Source organism: Sorangium sp. So ce117 (genome assembly GCF_051524395.1).
Taxonomy (GTDB): Bacteria; Myxococcota_A; Polyangia; order Polyangiales; family Polyangiaceae; genus Sorangium; species Sorangium cellulosum_B.
The window spans coordinates 251,236-270,004 of record NZ_CP150309.1; the positions used below are offsets into that span (position 1 = coordinate 251,236).

The window sequence follows — 18,769 nt, forward strand, 5'->3', positions numbered from 1 at the left end:
CGGCATGAAGACATGGATCGATGGGCGGATCGTCGACGCTGCGGACGCGACCGTGAACGTGACCGATCACGGGTTGCTCTACGGCGACGGCGTGTTCGAGGGCATGCGCGTCGCGGCGGGGCGCGTCTTCCGGATCGAGCGCCACCTCGCGCGGCTCGAGATCGGCGCCAGGGCGCTCGGCATCGCGCTCCCGCGCTCGCTCGACGGGCTCCGCGCCATCGTCGAGGAGACGGCGCGCGCGCACGGCCAGCCCGAGGCCTACGTGCGCCTCGTGGTGACGCGCGGCGTGGGCCCGCTCGGCGTCGACCCGACGACCTGCGAGCGGCCGGGGCTGTTCTGCATCGTGGGGGCCATCCGCCTCTTCGACGACGAGCAGCGGCGGCGCGGCCTCGAGCTCATCACGTCGAGCCACAGGAGGCCCAACGCGGACGCGCTCGACATGCGGATCAAGAGCCTGAACTACCTCGGCTCCGCGCTCGCGAAGCTCGAGGCGAGGCAGCGCGGCGCCGACGACGCGCTGCTCCTGAACGCGCGGGGCCACGTGGCCGAGGCCTCCGTGGCCAACGTGTTCGCGCTCCGCGGCGACGTGCTCGCGACGCCGCCGGCCACCGACGGGTGCCTCGAGGGCATCAACCGCGCGGCCGTCATGGAGCTCGCGCGCGGCGTCGGGCTCACGGTCGTGGAGCGCTCGATCGGGCGGCTCGACCTCTTCGCCGCCGACGAGGCGTTCCTGACCGGCACCGGCGCCGGCGTGATCGCCGTCAGGAGCCTCGACGGGCGCACGATCGGCCGCGGCGAGCGCGGCCCCGTCACGGCCCGCCTGACCTCGCTCCACCGGCAGCTCGCCGAGACCGAGGGCGCCCCGTTCATCGCCGCGCCCGGCGGCCCGGGTTGAGCTGAAGCCCGGATTCACCGGTTCATTTTTGCGTCACTCGGCGCGTCGGCTCGCCCCTGCTCCCGCGAGACCTGGCCGCCGCGCGGGAGAGCGCGTCAGCTGTCGCGGGCGATCTCCGCGAAGACGCCGCGCAGCCAGGTGTGCGCCGGGTCCTTCGCGTGCCGCTCGTGCCACACCTGATCCACCGAGAACCCGCCGAGCTCCACGGGCGGCTTCATGACGTGCAGCTCCTCCATCTCCGCGAACACGCGCGCGATGCGCGCCGGCACGGTCAGCACGAGATCGGTCTGGGCCACGATGTGGGCCGCCACGAGAAAATGCGGGATCTGCAGCGCCACGCGGCGCGAGAGCCCTCGTTCGGCGAGGACCTCGTCCACCCGGCCTCCGCCCTCGCCGCGCGGGCTGATGAGCGCGTGCGGCAAGCTCGTGTACGTCTTGAGCGTGAGCTTGCCCCGGACCGCGGGGTGGCTCCTCCGCACGACGCACATGTAGCGCTCCTCGATGAGCCTTTGCCGGTAAAACCCCGCGGGCAAGGCGGGGAGCAGGCCGATCGCGAGATCGACCTTGCCTGTCTCCATGGCGCTCCACATCTCGCTGTCGTAGGGGCGCGCGACGAGGTCGATGAAGGGCGCCTCGGAGACGAGCTTCTGCACGAGCCGCGGCAGCAGGATGAGCTCCACGTAATCGACCGTGGCGACGGTGAACGAGCGGCGCGCCGTCGCGGGCTCGAAGCGAGGGCTGCGCGCGACCGTCGCCTCGATCTTGGCGAGCGCCTCGCGGATGGGGCCGATGAGCTCCTGCGCGCGCGGCGTCGGGATCATCCCCCGCGGCGTGCGCACGAGGACGGGATCGTCGATCAACACGCGGAGGCGCCCGAGGGCGTGGCTCATCGCCGACTGGCTCAGCCCGACGCGCGCCGCCGCGCGCGTGACGCTCCCCTCCGCCAGCAGGGCGTCGAGGACGACGAGCAGGTTCAGGTCGATGGAAGCGAGATGCACGGAATGCATGGGGCCCATGCTACTAATGAGTTGGAAGGGCGCCATCGGCCGACCTAAAGGTTGGCCATTGAGCCGGCACGGTCACTGACCTCACCGAGAGCGGTGGGGGGATGCCGCCGGCCTCCGCGCCCATGTCCCGCTTCGATCTCCCGAGCACGCCCGCGGAGCCGGGCTCACGGCTCCTCCTCGCGCCCGCTCCGCCCGCCGTCATGGCGATACCCGGCGATGCTGCAGGCCGATCCGCCGGGGAATGTCGTCTCGTGGTCCTGTTTGTAAAGGTTCGTTAAGAAGTCAGATTTGTGCTGCGAACGTTTGTGAACGTTGCCATGTCTGGTCCGGTCCGCTAAGTAATCGCCGCCTGAGATCGCCTGTGGCGCGATCCCCGCAAGGGGTCGTATCGAGGCGGAGCGGCCCGAGCGCGCTTGTCGCATGGAGCGCGCGAGGACCGGGCCTCGAGCCTCCGGAGTGCTTCCAAAGGCGCGCGAATGGCCTGGATCGGCCATCTCGCCCGCAGCGCCGGACCCGTGTCGGCCGTCGTCGCAGCGCCAGGTCGGTTTCACCTGTGTTTCGTCGGCGCTGCCGCCGAACGGCGCGCCGCATCCATGAACGCCGTGGTTCGAGATCGGTGTCGAACAACCGTAACAAGAAGAGAGAGCGTCATGCCAAGTTTGAGATTGAGTTCCTTGATCCTCGCTCCCATCGTCTCTGTTTCTCTCCTCGCCTCGTGCGCCCCCGCCGCGCCGGAGGGCGAGGGCGAGGTAGAAACCCTCGGCGCGGCGTCGAGCGCGCTCACGGCTCAGCAGCGGCTCGCGGCGTGCGACCAGGATCCTCGCGTGATCGCCGGGCTCGTCACGAGGGAGATCTGCGCGGGCGCCGACATCTTCTTTCGCGAGACCTTCGAGGGCAACGGCCGCTCCTGCGGGACGTGCCATCCTGTCGGAAACAACTTCACGATTGACATCCCCTTCATCGATGCTCTGCTCGTGGATAACCCCCTCGACCCGCTGTTCGTCTTCGAGCAGGACCCGGGGCTGACCGATCTCGAGACGCCCGAGCTGAAGACGCTCGGCCTGATCCGCGAGAACATCGACGGCTTCGACGATCTCGACAACAAGTTCTCGATGCGCGCGGTCCCCCACACGCTCTCGCTGGCGACGAGCATCACGCCGGACCCGGTGGACGGGATAACGAGCCCGCCGGTCCATCGCACGGGCTGGTCGGGCGACGGCGCCCCGGGCACCGGCTCGCTGCGCGAGTTCCTCACCGGGGCGATCACGCAGCACTACCCGACGGATCTCGGCCGCGAGCCCGGGGTGGCCTTCCGGCTCCCGACGGCGCAGGAGCTCGATCTGACGCTCGCCTACCAGATGAGCCTTGGCCGGACGAACGAGCTCAACCTCACGCAGGTGAACCTCGCCGATCCCGAGGCGAACGAGGGGCGGCAGGCGTTCCTCGACCCGGCGCGGGGCCGCTGCAACGTGTGCCACTCCAACGCGGGCGCGAACCACCTGGACACGGGGCGCAACCGCAACCTGGACACCGGCACCCGGAAGGCCCCCGCGACCGGCAGCATCGGCGCGTTCGACGGCGGCTTCGGCGGCTCCGGGCTGGCCTCGCCCAACATCGATGTGCTGGACATCGGCTTTCTCAACGGGTTCGGCGACGGCACGTTCAGCACCCCGCCCCTCATCGAGGCCGTGGACACGCCGCCGTTCTTCCACACGAACGCCTTCGGGGACCAGATCGAGGGCGCGGTGGCGTTCTATCTGTCGAACTTCTTCAGGGATTCGCCGGCAGGCCTGGAGCTCGAGGCGCGGTTCGGCAGCCCCGTCCAGTTCCCCAACACCGACATCAACAAGATCGGGCGGTTCCTTCGCGTGCTGAACGCGGCGTTCAACCTCGACATCGCAAGGCAGCGCCTGAACGCCGCCCAGGTGCTCGTCCAGCAGTTCCACGACACGCGCGCCGACGTCCAGAGGCGCCTGATGGAGCTGGCCGAGGCCGAGATCGACGACGCGCTGGAGGTCCTCGACGCCGGCGGCACGCCGCTGCACCCCGTCTCCACGGATCGCCTCCAGCTGGCGAAGACCGAGATCGCGGCGGGCCTCTCGGCGGCGACCTGGTCGCAGCGCCAGGGCCGGATCTCGAACGCGATCTCGCGCGTCCAGAACGCGCGCGATCAGTTCGGATCGAACATCAACTTCCAGCTCGGCAAGGGCAACCTGATGTACTAGCGGAGCGCCAGGAGCCCTGTCAGGGCGCTGGCCCGGCGGTCCGGGCGACACGCGGGCCGCGCCCCGGGGTTCGTGTCCCCGCGGCTGGCGAACGCCGCACAAATCGGTAGGTTACGGGCCCCGGCATGGCCGGTATGCCAGGTGCCCTGCGCTGATGTTGTCCGGTTCACGTCCTGATGTCGTTTCCCTCGCTTCGCCTGAAACAGGGCGCTCCCGCGAGGGGGGCTCGCTCCTGCTGCGGCTCCTCGGGCTGAGCTGGGCATACCGGGGGCGCGTCCTCCGTGTCCTCGGCTACCAGATCATCCTGCTCTCGCTGGGGCTCGCCGGGCTCGGCCTGACCGGGCTCGCCATCGACATCCTCCGCCACCGGCTCGATCCGTCGATCCACCTCCCCGAGCTGCCGGCCGGCCTCGGCACGCTGGTCGACACCGAGCGTGAGCCCATGCGCGCGGTCCTCTCGATCGGCGCGGCCATCCTCGCGATGGCGGCCGCGCGCGCGGTGATCAACTACGGTTACGCGCTCTCGGTGGGCTACCTCGTCCACATGGAGATCGTCCCGGATCTCCGGGCGCGGGTGTACGACAAGCTCCAGCGGCTGAGCTTCCGGTTCTTCGACGCCAACAAGAGCGGCTCGCTCATCAACCGCGTCACAGGCGATGTGCAGCTCGTGCGCTCCTTCGTGGACGGGGTGCTGCTCCCGAGCGTCATCATGGTCCTGTCGCTCGGCGTGTACGTCGCGTACATGCTCCGCGCGCACGTCCTGCTGACGCTCGCGTGCCTCGCCCCGACGCCGCTCCTCTGGATCGCGAGCACGCTCTTCGCCCGGTGGGCGCAGCCCGCCTACCTGCGCAACCGGGAGCTCGTGGACCGCATGGTCCTGAGCTTCACGGAGGGGCTGCAGGGCATCCAGGTCATCAAGGGGCTCGGGCGAGAGCGCGAGGCCCATCGCCGCTTCGACGAGCGCAGCCGCGAGGTGCGCGAGCAGCAGCAGGACACGTTCCGGACCGTCAGCGTGCTCAGCCCGACCATCGATCTGCTCGGGCAGGTGAACCTCGTCATCCTGCTCGGCATGGGCGGGCTGCTCGTCACGCGCGACCGGATGACGCTCGGGCAGCTCGTTGTGTTCGCCGGCATCCTGCAGCAATTCTCGGGGCAGATCGCGAGCATGGCGACGATCGTCAACACCGCGCAGCAGAGCTTCATCGGGGCGAAGCGCGTCTTCGAGGTGCTCGACACCCCCGTCGAGATCACGAGCCCCGAGGCGCCGGCGCGCCCCGCGCGGGTGGAGGGGCGCCTCGTGTTCGAGCGCGTCACGTTCGGGTACGATCCGGAGAGGCCCGTCCTCCACGACGTCCACCTCGACGTCGCGCCCGGGCAGTTCGTCGCGGTGATCGGCCTGACCGGCGCGGGCAAGAGCACGCTGCTCAGCCTGATCCCGCGCTTCTACGATCCGACGTCGGGGCGCGTCCTCCTCGACGGCATCGACCTCCGGCGCCACGACCTCGACCAGATCCGGCGGCGCATGGGGGTCGTCTTCCAGGACAACTTCCTCTTCAGCAACACGGTGGCGGCGAACATCGCGTTCGGCGCCCCGCACGCGACGCGCGAGCAGATCGAGCGCGCCGCGGTCATCGCCTGCGCCCACGAGTTCATCCGGGAGCTGCCCGAGGGCTATGACACCGAGCTCGGCGAGGCGGCGGCCAACCTCTCGGGCGGCCAGCGGCAGCGGCTGGCCATCGCGCGCGCGGTGCTGCTCGATCCGCCGCTGCTCCTGCTCGACGACCCGACAGCGGCGGTGGACGCGAGCACCGAGCGCGAGATCCTCGACGCGATCCTCAGCGCGACGCGGGGGCGGACGACGATCATGGCGACGCACAGGGCGCACCTGCTCCGCCGCGCGCACCAGGTGATCGTGCTCGACCGGGGCCGCATCGCCGAGCGGGGGACCCACGAGGAGCTGCTCCGGCGGCGCGGCCACTACGCGAGCGCCCTCGCGCTGCACGACGCCCACACCTCCGGGGCGCGGGCCGACGACACCCCCTCGCGCCGCGCCGCCGCGGCCGCGCGCCCTGCAGAGGACCCGGCGTGAGCCGCGCGGTCGACGCGCCGAGCCGCCCCGCGACGGCGTCGGGGGCGGCGTCGGGGGCGGCCCGCTCCGCGGCCGAGGCGGCGCCGATCGACGCGCGCCTCGGCCTCGCGCGCGTGGCGCTCGAGGACGAGGCGGACCAGCACCACCGCACGCTCGATCTCGGGCTCGCGCGGCGGGTGTTCGCCTTCACCCGCCCATACGCACGCAAGCGGAACGCGCTCTTCGCCCTCGTGGTGGTCAGGTCGATCCAGCTCCCGATCCTGACCTGGGCGGTCGGCGCCATCATCAGCGGCCCGGTGGCCCGGCGCGACGAGCGCGCCACGCTGCTCGCCGTCCTCGGCTTCGCGGCGCTCGTGCTCTTCACCGAGATCGTCTTCCACTACCGCGCGCGGCTCGCGCTCGAGCTCGGCGAGGCGGTGGTGTTCGACATGCGCGATCGGCTGGAGAGCCACCTCCTGCGCATGCCGATGCGCTTCTTCGTGAAGACGAAGGTGGGGCGCCTCATCGGCCGCATGACGTCCGACATCGACGCGATCCGGGTGGCGGTGCAGGACGTCGTGTTCGTGAGCACGGTGAACCTCGGCACCATGGCGGTCGCGATGGCGCTGATGGCCCACGCGCACTGGCAGCTCTTCCTCGTGGTGGTCGCGATGGTCCCCGTCTTCTGGGGGCTGATCGTCTACTTCCACAAGCGCCTCGGGGCCGCCCACCAGCGCGCGCAGGAGAGCTTCACCCGCGTGACCGCGACGCTCGCCGAGTCGGTCACGGGGGTGCGCGTGACGCAGGGCTTCGTGCGGCAGGACATCAACGGCGGGCTGTTCCGCGCGCTGATCTTGGACCACTCCCGCTACAACATGGATGCGGCGCGCCACTCGGCGACGTTCCTCCCGCTCCTCGAGTTCAACGGGCAGCTGTTCCTGGCCGTCCTCGTGGTCGTCGGCGGCTATCAGGCCCTTCACGGCGCGATCGAGCTGCGCGTGCTCGTGGAGTTCTTCTTCCTCGCGAACCTCCTGTTCAACCCGATCCCCGTCCTGGGCAATCAGTACAACCAGGCCCTCACGGCGATGGCGGGCGCCGAACGGCTCTTCCGCGTGCTCGACACCGCGCCCGACTGGCCCGACGAGCGCGGCCTCCCGGCGCTGCCCCCGGTGCGCGGCCGGGTCGTGTTCGAGCGGGTCCACTTCGCCTACGATCCGGGCAAGCCGGTGCTCCACGGCGTCGATCTCGTCGCCGAGCCGGGGCAGATGATCGCGCTGGTCGGGCACACGGGCAGCGGCAAGACGTCGATCCTGAACCTGCTCGCGAAGCTCTACCTGCCGACGGCGGGGTCGATCACCGTCGACGGGCACGATCTCGCGGCGACCTCGTCCGCCTCGCTGCGCGCGCAGCTCGGGCTGGTGCTGCAGAGCAACTTCCTCTTCAGCGGGACGGTGCTCGACAACGTGCGCCTGGGCAACCCCGCCGCGACCGACGCGGAGATCCGCGACGCGGCGCGGGGCCTCGACGTGCTCGACATGCTCGACGCGCTGCCGGACGGCCTGGGCACCGAGGTCGGCGAGCGCGGGACGGCGCTGTCGCTCGGGCAGCGGCAGATCGTGTGCTTCCTGCGCGCCATGGTCGCCAATCCGCGCATCGTGCTGCTCGACGAGGCGACGAGCGCCGTGGACGCGCTCACCGAGGCCCGGCTTCAGGCGGCGCTCGGGAGGCTCTTGCGAGGGCGGACGAGCTTCGTCGTGGCCCACCGGCTGAGCACGATCCGGCACGCCGATCGCGTCGTCGTGCTCGACCACGGGCGGGTCGTCGAGCAGGGGACCCACGCGGAGCTGCTCGCGCGCGGAGGAGCGTTCGCGGCGCTCCACCGGGAGCTCGTGAATGAGGGGCCGGCCCCCGTGGAGGGGGCGCGCGGCGTCAGAAGGTCAGGCGACCTCTAGGCGGACGGGGACGTTGTTGCGGGTGGCGTTCGAGTAGGGGCAAACCTGGTGCGCCTTCTCGACAAGCTGCTCGGCTTGCGACCGCTCCAGGCCCGGCAGCGCGATCCGCAGGCCGATGTCGAGGCCAAACCCGCCCTCGGAGCGCGGGCCGATGCCGACGGTCGCCGTCACGGTGGCCTCGGCCGGAATGCGGGCCTTCTCCTGCGCGGCCACGAACTTGAGAGCGCCCAGGAAGCAGGCCGCATAACCCGCCGCGAACAGCTGCTCCGGGTTGTTCCCCTCGCCGCCAGCGCCGCCGAGCTCCTTCGGAGTCGAGAGCTTGACCTTGAGAGCACCGTCGGCAGTGGCAGCGTGGCCATCGCGGCCGCCATTGGCCGTGGCTTGCGTCGTGTACTTCACGTCAACAGGCATTGGAGCGTTCCTTTCGTGGCGATGAGCCCGGTCACGGGCAGCGCGTCCCCGCCGGGCACGGCCCGACCGGGCAGCGCCGTTCGGGTACGCTCCCATAGTGCCCACGCTCCTCCCGGGCAACCGCGGGAGGAGACGCCACCCGGAAATCACGTCCGGCATCGACCGCGCGGCGTCATCCGCCTGTCATCAGCTTGCAGTCAGCTGGCAGTCCGCTGAGTGCAAGCTCGCAGCTCACCGGCCAGCCCAGGTGTAGCTCAGCGCGGAGACGTCGGGCGCCCCGACCGGTATCTCCCCTGTGAAGCCGAGCGTGACGAGCTCGAGGCGGTTGCCGAATGGATCGTTGAAATAGAGCGACGCCTGGCCCGGTGGACCGAGCCGCGTCGGGCCGTACGTCGGCACCGAAGCGGCGTTCAAGCGCTCCTTCCACGCGAGCAGCTTTCCAGGCGCGACCCAGAGCGCGCAGTGCGGATGATCCGCCCCGCGGGGCGGCTGCCCGATCGGCGACTCGAAGAGGTCGAACCGCGGGCCCCCGGCGAACACGACCGAGAGGTGGACCCCCCGCGCGATCTCGTCCGCAGGACGCCCCATCCGCTCGAGGAACGGGACGTCGACCCGCATCACCACGCGCGCGCCGAGCAGCCCGACATAGAACCGCTCGGCCACCTCGAGATCGGCGCACGGCAGCGTGAGATGATCGACCGCGCGCAGCTTGCCGCCCCACGGCGGAAGTAGGCGATACGCAAGGTGCGACCAGGCGAAGAAGAGACGCATCCCCACGCCTATCGCCTTTCGCTGGACCCGGGCGGCGAAAGGCGCGGTGGTGAGCTCCAAGGACATCATGCATTTCCTCCATGCGATGGAAGTCAATCAATTAGTTGATTGACAATACGCGACGGCGGCCGGACGGTCAAGGCGCGCGCCGCGGGCGCTTGCTGGGACCGGAGAAAACCTGTAGCTTTGCGCGGACTTGGCGAAGACGAGACACGCCGCCTCGGCCAGCAAGACCTCGGCCACGGAGCTCGGTGCAGCGCGGCGGCGCGACCTGCTCGACGCGGCGTATACGCTCATCGCCGAGAAGGGCCTCGAGGGGCTGCGGACGCGCGACATCGCGGCGCGCGCAGGGGTCAACATCTCGACGCTGCACTACTATTTCGGGACGAAGGACGAGCTCCTCGCGGCCATCGTCACGCACGTGACGGACAAGTTCGTGGAGGCGCAGCGCCGCCCGGCAGGCCAGGGCGCCGCAGGGCCGGCGGACGCGCGCGCGATCCTGAGAGCGCACCTCGAGAGCGCATGGCGCACCTTCCAGGACACTCCGCACCTCGCGGCCGTGCTGCAAGAGCTCTCCGTGCGCGCGCAGCGCGACCCGGCGGCGCGGACCGCGCTGAGCGCCGTCCACAAGGAGTGGAACCTCGCTGTCGAGCACCTCGTGCGGCAAGGCGTGCGCGGCGGACAGCTGCGCTCCGATCTGGATCCTCGCGCCGCGGCCCGCGTGGTCACGTCCTTCATCATCGGCGCCATGACCCAGCTCGGGATCAACGCCGAAGCGTTCGACTTTCACCTCGTCTCGGGCGAGCTCGAGCTATGGCTCGCACCCGCGGAGGGCAAGCGGGCGCGCAGCCGCGGTTGAGCGGCCCGACAGCCGTCGAGCGACGCAGAGGCGCTCCCCGCCTCCTCACGTCAGCTCGATCGCGCGTCGATGCGCGCCAGGGCGGCTCACCGCGCGCCCTCGGCGCCGCAGCGCGAGAGCGCGTAGCGCAAGGCGCTCTGGAGCACGCCGAAGGTCTTGAACCCTCCATCCGCCGCGCCGAGCTCCGTCATCGTCCGCGCGATCTCGGGCGAGATCCCGGAGACGAGGCAGCTGCTGCCGAGGAGGTTCGCCGCGCGCACCACGGCGAGGAGGTGCGCCACGGTCGCGGCGTCCACCGCGTTCACGCCGGTCAGGTCGAGGATGGCGAAGCGCGCGCTCGTCCGCACGATCTCGGTGAGGAGCCGCTCCATGATGTCATTCGCCCGCCCGGTCTCCACGGTCCCGATGATCGGCAGCACGAGGACCCCCTCCCACGCCTGGATGATGGGCGTGGACATGGCGCGCATCGTCTCCTGCTGCCGCCGCATCAGCGCCTCGGCGCGCTCGCGCTCGGCGTTCTCCGCCGCGAGCAGGCGGTTCTTCTCCTCGAGCTCCTCCGCGTGGATCGCCCGGCGCTGGAGCGCCTCCCTGAGCTCGGCCTCCAGCTGCTTGAAGGGCGTGATGTCCCTGATCGTGATCGCGACACCGTCGCTCAGCGGGATGACCTGATGCTGGAACCACCGATCCTTGTGCGCTGGACTCTCGCTCTGCTCCTCCTCGAGGAGCCGCTCGCCGGTCCGAACGACGCGCGCGTACTTGTCCAGCTGCTGGCGCGCGTCGGGCGAGAGCTCGCTGAGCCGCTTGCCGACGATCTCCTCGCGGAGCATCGACATCCCCGCGAGGGCCCTCTGGTTGGCGTCGGTGATCACGAAATCAACGAGTGTCCCGGCCTCGTCGAACACGCTCCGGAGCACGAAGAAGGCGTCCAGGCTCCCTTCGACCGCCGCCCGGAACCGGGACTCGGCCTCGAGCAGCGACTCCTCCGCGCGCTTGCGATCCGTGATATCACGAGCGACGAAATAGACGAGCTCCTCCTCCGGGTGAACCGACGAGTTCCACTCGATCCACCGGTAAGAGCCGTCGCGACACCGGTAGCGGTTCGTGAACGTCACGCTGCCGCTGCCGCCGAACACCTGCGCCGACTCGGCCAACGTGCGCTCTCGATCGTCGGGGTGCACGAAGTCGATGAACGGCGTCGACAGGAGCTCTTCGCGCGAGAACCCGAGCGTGCGCTCCCACGCCTGGCCAACCCGCTTGAAATGCCCGTCAAAACCGGCGGTGCCGATCAGATCCACGGACATCTCGAAGAAGCGACCCAGCTCGTCCGTTTGCCACGCTTGTTTCATGGTAAATTCCATCGCTACCAGATCTGGCGTCCATGATCGAGCCTCTGGCGCGACGCGAGGCATGGCGCTGCGGACGCGCCTGCAAACGGTCGGGAGCGGCGCGCTGGACGACCGCGCTCCCGGTCAGTCGCCCTCAACGCCTGAAGGAGAGAGCCCCCCGATGAAGCACAGTGCCATGCTGGTTTGGCCGGGCTTCACCGCGCTCGAGACATCGCGCTCTCCCGACCGGGCAGGTCAGCTCGTCCGGTAGGCGCGGTAGAGCTCGTCGCGCCACGTCACCAGGTCGTCGTAGCGATCGCGCAGGTCGGGGTCGGAGAAGCACCGGCGGCTGGCGGCGCCGAGCTTCAGCTGGGCGGGCGGCGCCACGTTCACGAGGACCTGGCTTATCGCGATATCCGCGAACGTGAAGCGGCCGAGGAGCGTCCGCGGCGCGTCTCCGGACGGCGCCGCCCGCGCGAGTGTCTCGCGGATCTCCTCCAGCACGGCGACCTGCGTCTGCCTGTGCGCCTCGCCGTCGGTCTTGTGGCCGTCGTACTTGCGGAGGGTGCGGGCGACCCCCAGCGCTCCCAGCCGCGAGGCGAGGGGGCCGAGCGCGCGGCGGATCGGCCGCGGCGCCATCTCGGCGAGCGCCTCGTCGTCGGCCAGCATGCGCGTCAGCGCGCGGGCGCGCCCGGCGGCGAGGCCGCGCTCCGACAGGTCGATGAGCCGCGCGATGTCGGCCTCGTGCTCGACGGGGAACAGGGTCGGTCCCGCGCCGCGCCCGTCAGCCCAGCGCGCGATGTCGGCCGAGTCCCCGAGCACGCGCCCGTCGTCGGTGGTGAGCACCGGCACCGAGACACGGCCCGTGAGCCGGCGGAGCTTCAGCCGGAGGGCCGGCTCACCGACGAGCGGCTGGTAGTGCCGGAAGGTGTAGGGGACGCGCCGGACGTCGAGCGCCCAGCGGGCCTTCTCCGTCCACGGCGAGAAAATGAGGCCAAGTAGCTCGGTCATGGCGCCGGCAGGCTACCACACACCGCCGCGCGCCTCCGGCCGATCGCCCGCGGGCAGAGGGCGCGGCCCGTCGGTGGGCCCTTGGCTCACCGCGAGCGATCTCACGGGCATGCGTCGGTCTCGTCGGTCTCCACCCAGATCGACTCGAGGTCGTCGAACCCCTTGAGTCGGAACGCGCCCGCTCGGCGGAAGTCCGCGCGCGACGGGTCGGGGAGCGCGGCGGCCGCGGAGCGCGAGAGCGTCACGCGGCCGGGGCGCGGCAGGCCGATCCCGGAGCTCGGCTCGTCCGCGCGATCCTCCTCGGTGACCGCCTCGATGCGGAAGAGCCGGTGGACCTCCGTGCCGATGACGTCGTGATCGCTCATGCGCACCCAGCCCCAGTGGACGACGAGGCGCAGCTGGGCGGGGTCGTCGACGGCGCGGCGGAGCACGCGGGCCGCGTCGACGGCGCGGGCCACCGTGGGATAGACCGCGAGGTACCCATCGCCGGTCCCCTTCAGCAGGCGCGGGTTCGTCGCCCCTCGGAGGGAGCCGCGGAGCCGGTGAAGGTGGTCGACGAAGCCGGTGTCGCCGATGCTGCGGATCATGTGGGTCGACCGGACGATGTCGATGAGCAGCATCGCCACCTCCACCCGGTCGGTCGGCTCCGTTTCCTCCCGCCGCTCGTCGGGGAAGAGCTCGAGGAGCGTGAGGTGGAGATCGTCCCAGTGGATGCGCTCGAGGTGCGCGCTGAGGCGGGCGAAGGTGGGGGAGGCGGCGATCGCCCGCCGCGCGGCGTCAGGGCTCTCGCCGTCGGCGATCTCCGTCGCGAGGCGGTCGAGGAGGGAGAACACCGCCCCGCCGATCTCCTCGTCGGCGTCCGGGCGCCGGAAGAGCTCGCGCTGGACGTCGACAACGAGGTCCCAGTGGCGGGGCCAGGGCTCCCCGTGGCCGATGATCACGTGGCGGATCGCGTGGAACCGGCCGCCGCCGGGGAGCGGCTCGATCAACGCGCGGAGGGAAGGGTGGAGCAGGTAATACCGCGAGCGCGGCAGCTCGTGGCGCGAGCCGGCGACGGCGTCGTGCGGCTGGCGAAAGCGCTGGACCTGGCGCTCGGCCCCCGGATCGGCGCCGAGCACCCCGAGGAGGCCGCACTCGAAGAGCTCGCGGAAAGGGTGGTAGACGTCGTCGGCGTCCCTGCCGTGGGCGTCGTAGAACGCGCGGTCGACCTCATGAAACCTGCACCAGACCTCGACCACCTCGTCGTGGGTGAGGACGTCGCAGGGGAGGAGGCCGAGGAAGCGAGCCCGCTTGTCGCGGTGACAGAGCACCTCGAGGAAGACCCGCATCTCGTCGAAGATGTTGGCCACGAGGAGGCCGGCGCTCGTGCGCTGGACGATCTGCGTGAAGGTCCGCTCGTCGAGCGCCTTTCGGTTGCGCGAGATCTCGGAGGCGAGGATCACGAGGTCGCGCGGCCGCCCGAGGGTGTGGCGGTGGAGGAAGTCGAAGGTCGACTCGCCGCGGGCCGAGCGCCCCGCGCTCACCACGTCGAGGTGGATGAACTCGCGGAGCGGCAGCCGCTCGTAATAATACGTGAGCATCTCGAGCAGCTCGAAGAGCTCGTGCTTGGCGTAGCGGAGCGTCGACGTCGCGCCGTAGAGGTTGGTCTTGATGTCGGACTCGTAGGCGGAGAACGCCTCCTCGCGGATGGCGGCGAAGATCTTGACGTGCCGGTTGGCGTTCATCAGATCCCACGCGGCCTCGATCATCCCCGCTTGCATGTGGATCCACGCGGCCCGCGGGAGCCGCCGGAGCGCCTGATCGAGCTTGTCGATGAAGATGAAGACGCCGCTGTGGAGCGAGCGGAGCCGCCGCTCGAGCGGGCGCTCCATCGCGTCGACGACCTGGTTGATCTGGCGAACGGTCAGCGAGAGCAGCTCCTTCAGCACGATCGTCGGCTCGACCGGCCGGCCCTCCAGGAGCCCGCGCAGGCTCCGGGGGAGCGGCGCCAGATCCGCGGGATCGTCGGCGCCGGCGGCCGCGGACTGGTAGGAGACGATCGACATGCGGAAGCTGAAGCTCCAGAGCCGCTTGCACTCGTGGAGGCCCGACATGAGGTCGCTCCGGGTCTGATCGACGCTGGGCAGATCGCCCATGAGATCGAGGTACGGCCGCCCCTCCGGGATGAACTGCACGGCGGCGTGGCGGCGCTCGCGGCCGGTCGCCGCCAGGTAGATCTCGCTGAGGACCGAGCGCTTGTACGTGAGGAGGAGGGTCTTGCCGAGCCCCTTGCTCCCCGAGACAAAGTGCTTGTTGGCGCTGTCGAGGAACTCGCGGACCACGGCGTTCTTGAAGGTCAGGTCCTTGAGGGCGCCGATATCGATCTGGTTGGCGTCCGAGGCCCAGCTCTGGTTCGTGGGGAGCTCGGGCGGCGTGGGCCGGGGCTGGGGCGGCTCCGGCGGGCGCCCGGCGAGCGCCCGGAGGGCCTCGATGAGCTCGCGGGCGGAGGTGAACCGGCGGTCGAGGTCGCGGTGGGTCGCCCGGGCGAACCAGGCGTCAAAGCCGCTCGGGACGTCCGCCAGGCGCGACGGCGGGGCCGGGACATCGAAGCAGATCTTGTGGACGAGCTCGAAGAGCGACTCGCCGCGGAAGGGCCGTTGCCCGGTCATGCACTCGTAGGCGATCACGCCGAGCGACCACAGGTCCGCGCGGAGGTCGACCCCACGGGCGTCGGCGATCTGCTCCGGGCTCATGTAGCTCACCGTGCCCAGGGTGGCGCCGGCGTCCGTCTGCGGCGCTCCCTGGGGGTCGAGCCCGAGGTCACCGAGCTTGACGATCCCGAAGTCGAGGACCTTGCAGAGCGGGCCATCGTCGTCCTCGACGAGGAAGACGTTGGCCGGCTTGATGTCGCGATGGATGATGTCCATGCGGTGGGCCTTGGCGATCGCGCTGCAGACATCGCCCAGGATCGCCTTCGTCTCTTCATAGGAGAGCGGCCCGCGGGCGATCCGCTGGGCCAGGTCCTCGCCGCGAAGGAGCTCCATGGCGATGTAGGGCACCTGCGTGGCTGCATCGACGTTGAAGTCGAGGAGCTGCACGACGTTCTTGCTCCGCAGCCTCGCCGCTGTCTGCGCCTCGCGGAAGAAGCGGGCGCGCGCCCGCTCCGTGCCGACGATCGCCGGATCCATCAGCTTGAGCGCGACCGGCTCGCCGAGGCGAAGATCGGTTGCCCGGTAGACCCGGCCCATGCCTCCCTTCTTCAGGAGCTCGTCGATCCGGAAGTGCTGGCCGACGACATCCCCCGGGCCAACGCTCCTGGCCCCTGTCGAGTCGCTCCCGCGAGCGGATGGCTTGGTGGCCTGGTGCGGACGGCGGGCACTCTCATCCGACATGTCGCCCAGCGTACCAGCCTTGGCGCCTCAGGAGAACCTGCGCGCCCGCGCCTACATGAGCGCCGCGGGCGGCGCCGTGGGCCCGCTCTCGACCATCGCGACGCCGGTCACCAGGCCCCAGGCGGCGACGCCGAGCGACACGTGAAGCATCTCGCGCGCGCCGCGGCGGAGCTCGGGGGGGCGCGGTGGCGCGGGTGCGGACATAAGCGCGCTCCGGGTCAGGGGAAGCAGAGCAAAGGTAGATAGGGCCTCCGTGCTCCACAGCGCATCACCCCGGTGCTCTCCGTAGCGCGCATCTCCTCTCGGTAGGCCGCCTCCGAGGGCCGGGCGGCTCGTGGCTACGTTGCATCCCGGCGCGGCGCCGCGCCCACCGGAAGCGTGAAATGGAACGTCGTGTGGCCCCCCTCGGGGCTCTCGACCCAGATCTTGCCGTCGTGGGCCTCGACCAGCCCCTTCGCGATGTACAGGCCGAGGCCGAGGCCGACCACGCGCTCCTGCTTCGCCTTTCCCCGGAAGAAGCGTTCGAACAGGAGCGGGAGGTCCTGGGCCGGGATCCCGCGGCCGCTGTTGCGGATGGAGATCTGCACCGCGTCGTCGCGCCGCTCCAGCGCCACCTGTATCGGCGTCTCTGGATCACCGTATTTGACGGCGTTGGAGATGAGATTGCTGAGCACCTGCTCGACGCGCCCGGCGTCCGCGTGCACGATCGGGATCTCCCCGCGGCTCTCGACGTCGACGGCGCGCCCCTCGGTCTCGCTCTCCATCCGCTCGACGACCGCCTCCACGAGCGCGCGCGGGTCGATGGGGGCGCGTTCGATGGCGAGGCGACGCGACTCGATCCGGGAGATGTCCGTGAGATCGGAGACCATCCGCCCGAGCCGCTTGGCGCTCGCCAGGATGTGTCCCGCCCTCGTCTTCACCGCGGTCGTGATCTGGGGCTTCCGTTCGAGCTGGGTCGCGTAGCCGATGATCGTCGTCACGGGCTGCTTCAGGTCGTGCGCGACGACCGACGTCCACTCTTCCTTGAGCCGCTCGAGCTCCTTGAGCCGGGTGATGTCGTCGAAGACGACGACCGCGCCGAGCAGCTTGCCGTTCCCGTCGACGATGGGGCCGGCGCTCGCGAGCACCGCCAGCATGCTGCCGTCGGCGCGCCGGAGCGACAGCTCCCTCGAGCTCGTGACCTCGCCTCGCAGCGCGCCCGCCGACGGCTGCTCCTCGTCCATAAGGGGCTCCCCGTCGGGGAGGCACAGGCACCATGCGCCCGGGAGCCCGGGCGGCGAGTCTGTCCCGGCGAGCTCCTGGGCGCGGCGATTCCGGGCGATCTGAGCGCCGGAACCGTCGAGGAGGAGGATGCCGACAGGCGAGCGCTCGATGACCGCGTGGAGCCAGCGCCGCTCGGCCGCGAGCTGTCCGAGGAGCTGGTCGCGCTCCTCGTCGGCGAGCTTCTCCGTGGTGACGTCGCGCGAGATGCCGATCCCGGCGATCGGGTTTCCGTGCTCGTCGTGCTGGATCGTCATGTGGGTCGAGACCCAGCGGGTCCGGCCGCTCCTGTCGATGATCCGGAAGGTGAGCCGGCCGCCGGCAGCGGCCATGTGCTCGACGAACGCATGATAGCGCCCGACGTCCTCGGGATGGATCAGGGTGACGAACAGCTCAGGGTTCTCGTACCAGGCCGCGGGCGGATAGCCGGTGTGCTCGAGGACGGCGGGGTTGATGTACTCGTAGCCCCCCTCCGGGCCGAGCCGTATATGGAAGATGACGTCGCTCGCGTGCTCCGCGATCAGCCGCAGGCGCTCCTCGCTGAGCCGCAAGGCGCGATCGGCGCGCCGCTGCTCGGTGACGTCGAGGGCCGTGCCGATCATCCGCAGCGGAGAGCCGTCCTCGGCGCGGATCACGTCCGCCTCGGTGTGGAGGAAGCGCTCTTCGCCGTTCGGGCGGACGATCCGGTAATCGACGCAATAGGGCAGGGTGCCCTGGAGCGCGAGGTCGACGGAGCGTATCACACCCTCGCGGTCCTCCGGGTGGATGCAGGCGAGGAACCGCTCGTACGTGAGCGCGCCGGCGTCGCGGGACACGCCCAGCATCCGATAACACTCGTCGGACCAGAGCAGCTTATTGCTCGGAATGTGCCAGTCCCAGTTGCCCAGCTTCGCCAACCTCTGCGCGCGGGCGAGGCTGTCCTCGCTCAGCCGGAGCGCGGCCTCCGTCTGCCTGGCTTCCGCGAGCGTCGCGTGGAGCTGCTCGCGCGCGCGCTCGAGCTCGTGGTTCTCCCGCTCGAGCTCCTCGATCCGTGCGCGCTGAGCGTGCAGCTCGGGGGCGGCGAGCGCCATCCCGAAGAGGCTCGACAGGGCGCCCGCGATCTCGACCAGCTCGGCCTGCGGGAGGGCGGGCTGCGCGGTGGCGCAGAGCAGCACCGCGCGCAGGGTGCCGGCGAAGGCGATGGGGATCGCGAACGCGCGGGTGCAGCCGCAGCGTCGGCGCAGATGGCCGGCGTCCAGGAGCGCGTCGGCGCTCTCGTCCTCGGGCGCGACCTGCGCGACGTTCAAGCGGGCGGCGGCGCCGGCGAGGCTCGGGGCGTCGAGCGGCAGGCGCCGGAGGGCGTCCAGCGAGCCCGCGCTGCCGCCCGCGGAGGCGACGAGCCCGAGCGTGTGCGGCGCCTGCGCGACATCGTAGAGGCAGGCGATGTCGACGTGGAGGAGGCGCGCCGCCGCCGCCACGAGCGCTTGCTGCGGACTGTCATCGCCGACGCGCGAGGGGGCCATCGACGCGTCGGCCACGGCGCGGGCGAGCGTGTCGCCCGACGCCGGCGGATCCCCGCGGTGTCGCTCCCTGGACGGTCCACCCCGTTCGGCTCCGCGCCCTCTGTCGTCGCTG

General features: G+C 70.8%; 13 protein-coding genes. 5 read left to right on the forward strand and 8 right to left on the reverse strand.

What is annotated here, in order from left to right; all coding sequences use genetic code 11:
• Window positions 1–4: 4 nt before the first annotated feature.
• A complete protein-coding gene (gene ilvE / locus WMF46_RS01035; RefSeq protein ID WP_437983880.1) occupies window positions 5–895 on the forward strand; it encodes a branched-chain-amino-acid transaminase in 891 nt (296 codons plus the stop codon).
• 95 nt (window positions 896–990) lie between these two features.
• Here ilvE and WMF46_RS01040 read toward each other — a convergent pair whose 3' ends face one another.
• The gene (locus tag WMF46_RS01040) at window positions 991–1,902 is read right to left on the reverse strand and encodes a LysR family transcriptional regulator (RefSeq protein ID WP_437983881.1); all 912 of its coding nucleotides are present in this window, start codon (window positions 1,900–1,902) and stop codon (window positions 991–993) included.
• Between the two features lie 674 nt (window positions 1,903–2,576).
• On the opposite strand from WMF46_RS01040, the gene WMF46_RS01045 reads away from it, so the two are divergent.
• The 3 genes from WMF46_RS01045 (at window position 2,577) to WMF46_RS01055 (ending at window position 8,147) form a co-directional block, all read left to right on the forward strand.
• A complete protein-coding gene (locus WMF46_RS01045) occupies window positions 2,577–4,127 on the forward strand; it encodes a hypothetical protein (protein WP_437983882.1) in 1,551 nt (516 codons plus the stop codon).
• Between the two features lie 154 nt (window positions 4,128–4,281).
• Window positions 4,282–6,216, forward strand: coding sequence for an ABC transporter ATP-binding protein (locus WMF46_RS01050; protein ID WP_437983883.1), 1,935 nt, complete (start codon window positions 4,282–4,284; stop codon window positions 6,214–6,216).
• On the forward strand, window positions 6,213–8,147 hold the full coding sequence (locus tag WMF46_RS01055; RefSeq protein ID WP_437983884.1) for an ABC transporter ATP-binding protein: 1,935 nt from the start codon (window positions 6,213–6,215) through the stop codon (window positions 8,145–8,147). Before WMF46_RS01050 ends, WMF46_RS01055 begins: the two co-directional genes overlap by 4 nt.
• Here WMF46_RS01055 and WMF46_RS01060 read toward each other — a convergent pair.
• Window positions 8,133–8,558 carry an organic hydroperoxide resistance protein gene (locus tag WMF46_RS01060; protein WP_437548723.1) on the reverse strand — a complete coding sequence of 142 codons (426 nt, stop codon included), beginning with the start codon at window positions 8,556–8,558 and terminating at the stop codon, window positions 8,133–8,135. The genes WMF46_RS01055 and WMF46_RS01060 overlap by 15 nt on opposite strands.
• 231 nt (window positions 8,559–8,789) lie before the next feature.
• Window positions 8,790–9,398: a VOC family protein gene (locus tag WMF46_RS01065; RefSeq protein ID WP_437983885.1), complete on the reverse strand. Its 609-nt coding sequence runs from the start codon at window positions 9,396–9,398 to the stop codon at window positions 8,790–8,792.
• Window positions 9,399–9,525: 127 nt separating this feature from the next.
• Between WMF46_RS01065 and WMF46_RS01070 the strand changes: the two genes are divergently transcribed.
• Window positions 9,526–10,188: a TetR/AcrR family transcriptional regulator gene (locus WMF46_RS01070; protein ID WP_437983886.1), complete on the forward strand. Its 663-nt coding sequence runs from the start codon at window positions 9,526–9,528 to the stop codon at window positions 10,186–10,188.
• An 86-nt stretch (window positions 10,189–10,274) separates the two neighbouring features.
• On the opposite strand, the gene WMF46_RS01075 is transcribed toward WMF46_RS01070, so the two are convergent.
• The 5 genes from WMF46_RS01075 to WMF46_RS01095 all read right to left on the reverse strand — a co-directional run bounded on the left by WMF46_RS01075 (window position 10,275) and on the right by WMF46_RS01095 (window position 18,672).
• Window positions 10,275–11,534 carry a PAS domain S-box protein gene (locus WMF46_RS01075; protein WP_437983887.1) on the reverse strand — a complete coding sequence of 420 codons (1,260 nt, stop codon included), beginning with the start codon at window positions 11,532–11,534 and terminating at the stop codon, window positions 10,275–10,277.
• Between the two features lie 234 nt (window positions 11,535–11,768).
• Window positions 11,769–12,524 carry a glutathione S-transferase gene (locus tag WMF46_RS01080; protein WP_437983888.1) on the reverse strand — a complete coding sequence of 252 codons (756 nt, stop codon included), beginning with the start codon at window positions 12,522–12,524 and terminating at the stop codon, window positions 11,769–11,771.
• A 101-nt stretch (window positions 12,525–12,625) separates the two neighbouring features.
• Window positions 12,626–15,895 (reverse strand): protein kinase domain-containing protein, encoded by a 3,270-nt coding sequence (locus tag WMF46_RS01085; protein WP_437983889.1) that lies wholly within the window; start codon window positions 15,893–15,895, stop codon window positions 12,626–12,628.
• Between the two features lie 51 nt (window positions 15,896–15,946).
• Window positions 15,947–16,099, reverse strand: coding sequence for a hypothetical protein (locus WMF46_RS01090; protein ID WP_437983890.1), 153 nt, complete (start codon window positions 16,097–16,099; stop codon window positions 15,947–15,949).
• Between the two features lie 134 nt (window positions 16,100–16,233).
• The gene (locus WMF46_RS01095; RefSeq protein WP_437983891.1) at window positions 16,234–18,672 is read right to left on the reverse strand and encodes a PAS domain-containing protein; all 2,439 of its coding nucleotides are present in this window, start codon (window positions 18,670–18,672) and stop codon (window positions 16,234–16,236) included.
• Between the last annotated feature and the right edge of the window lie 97 nt (window positions 18,673–18,769).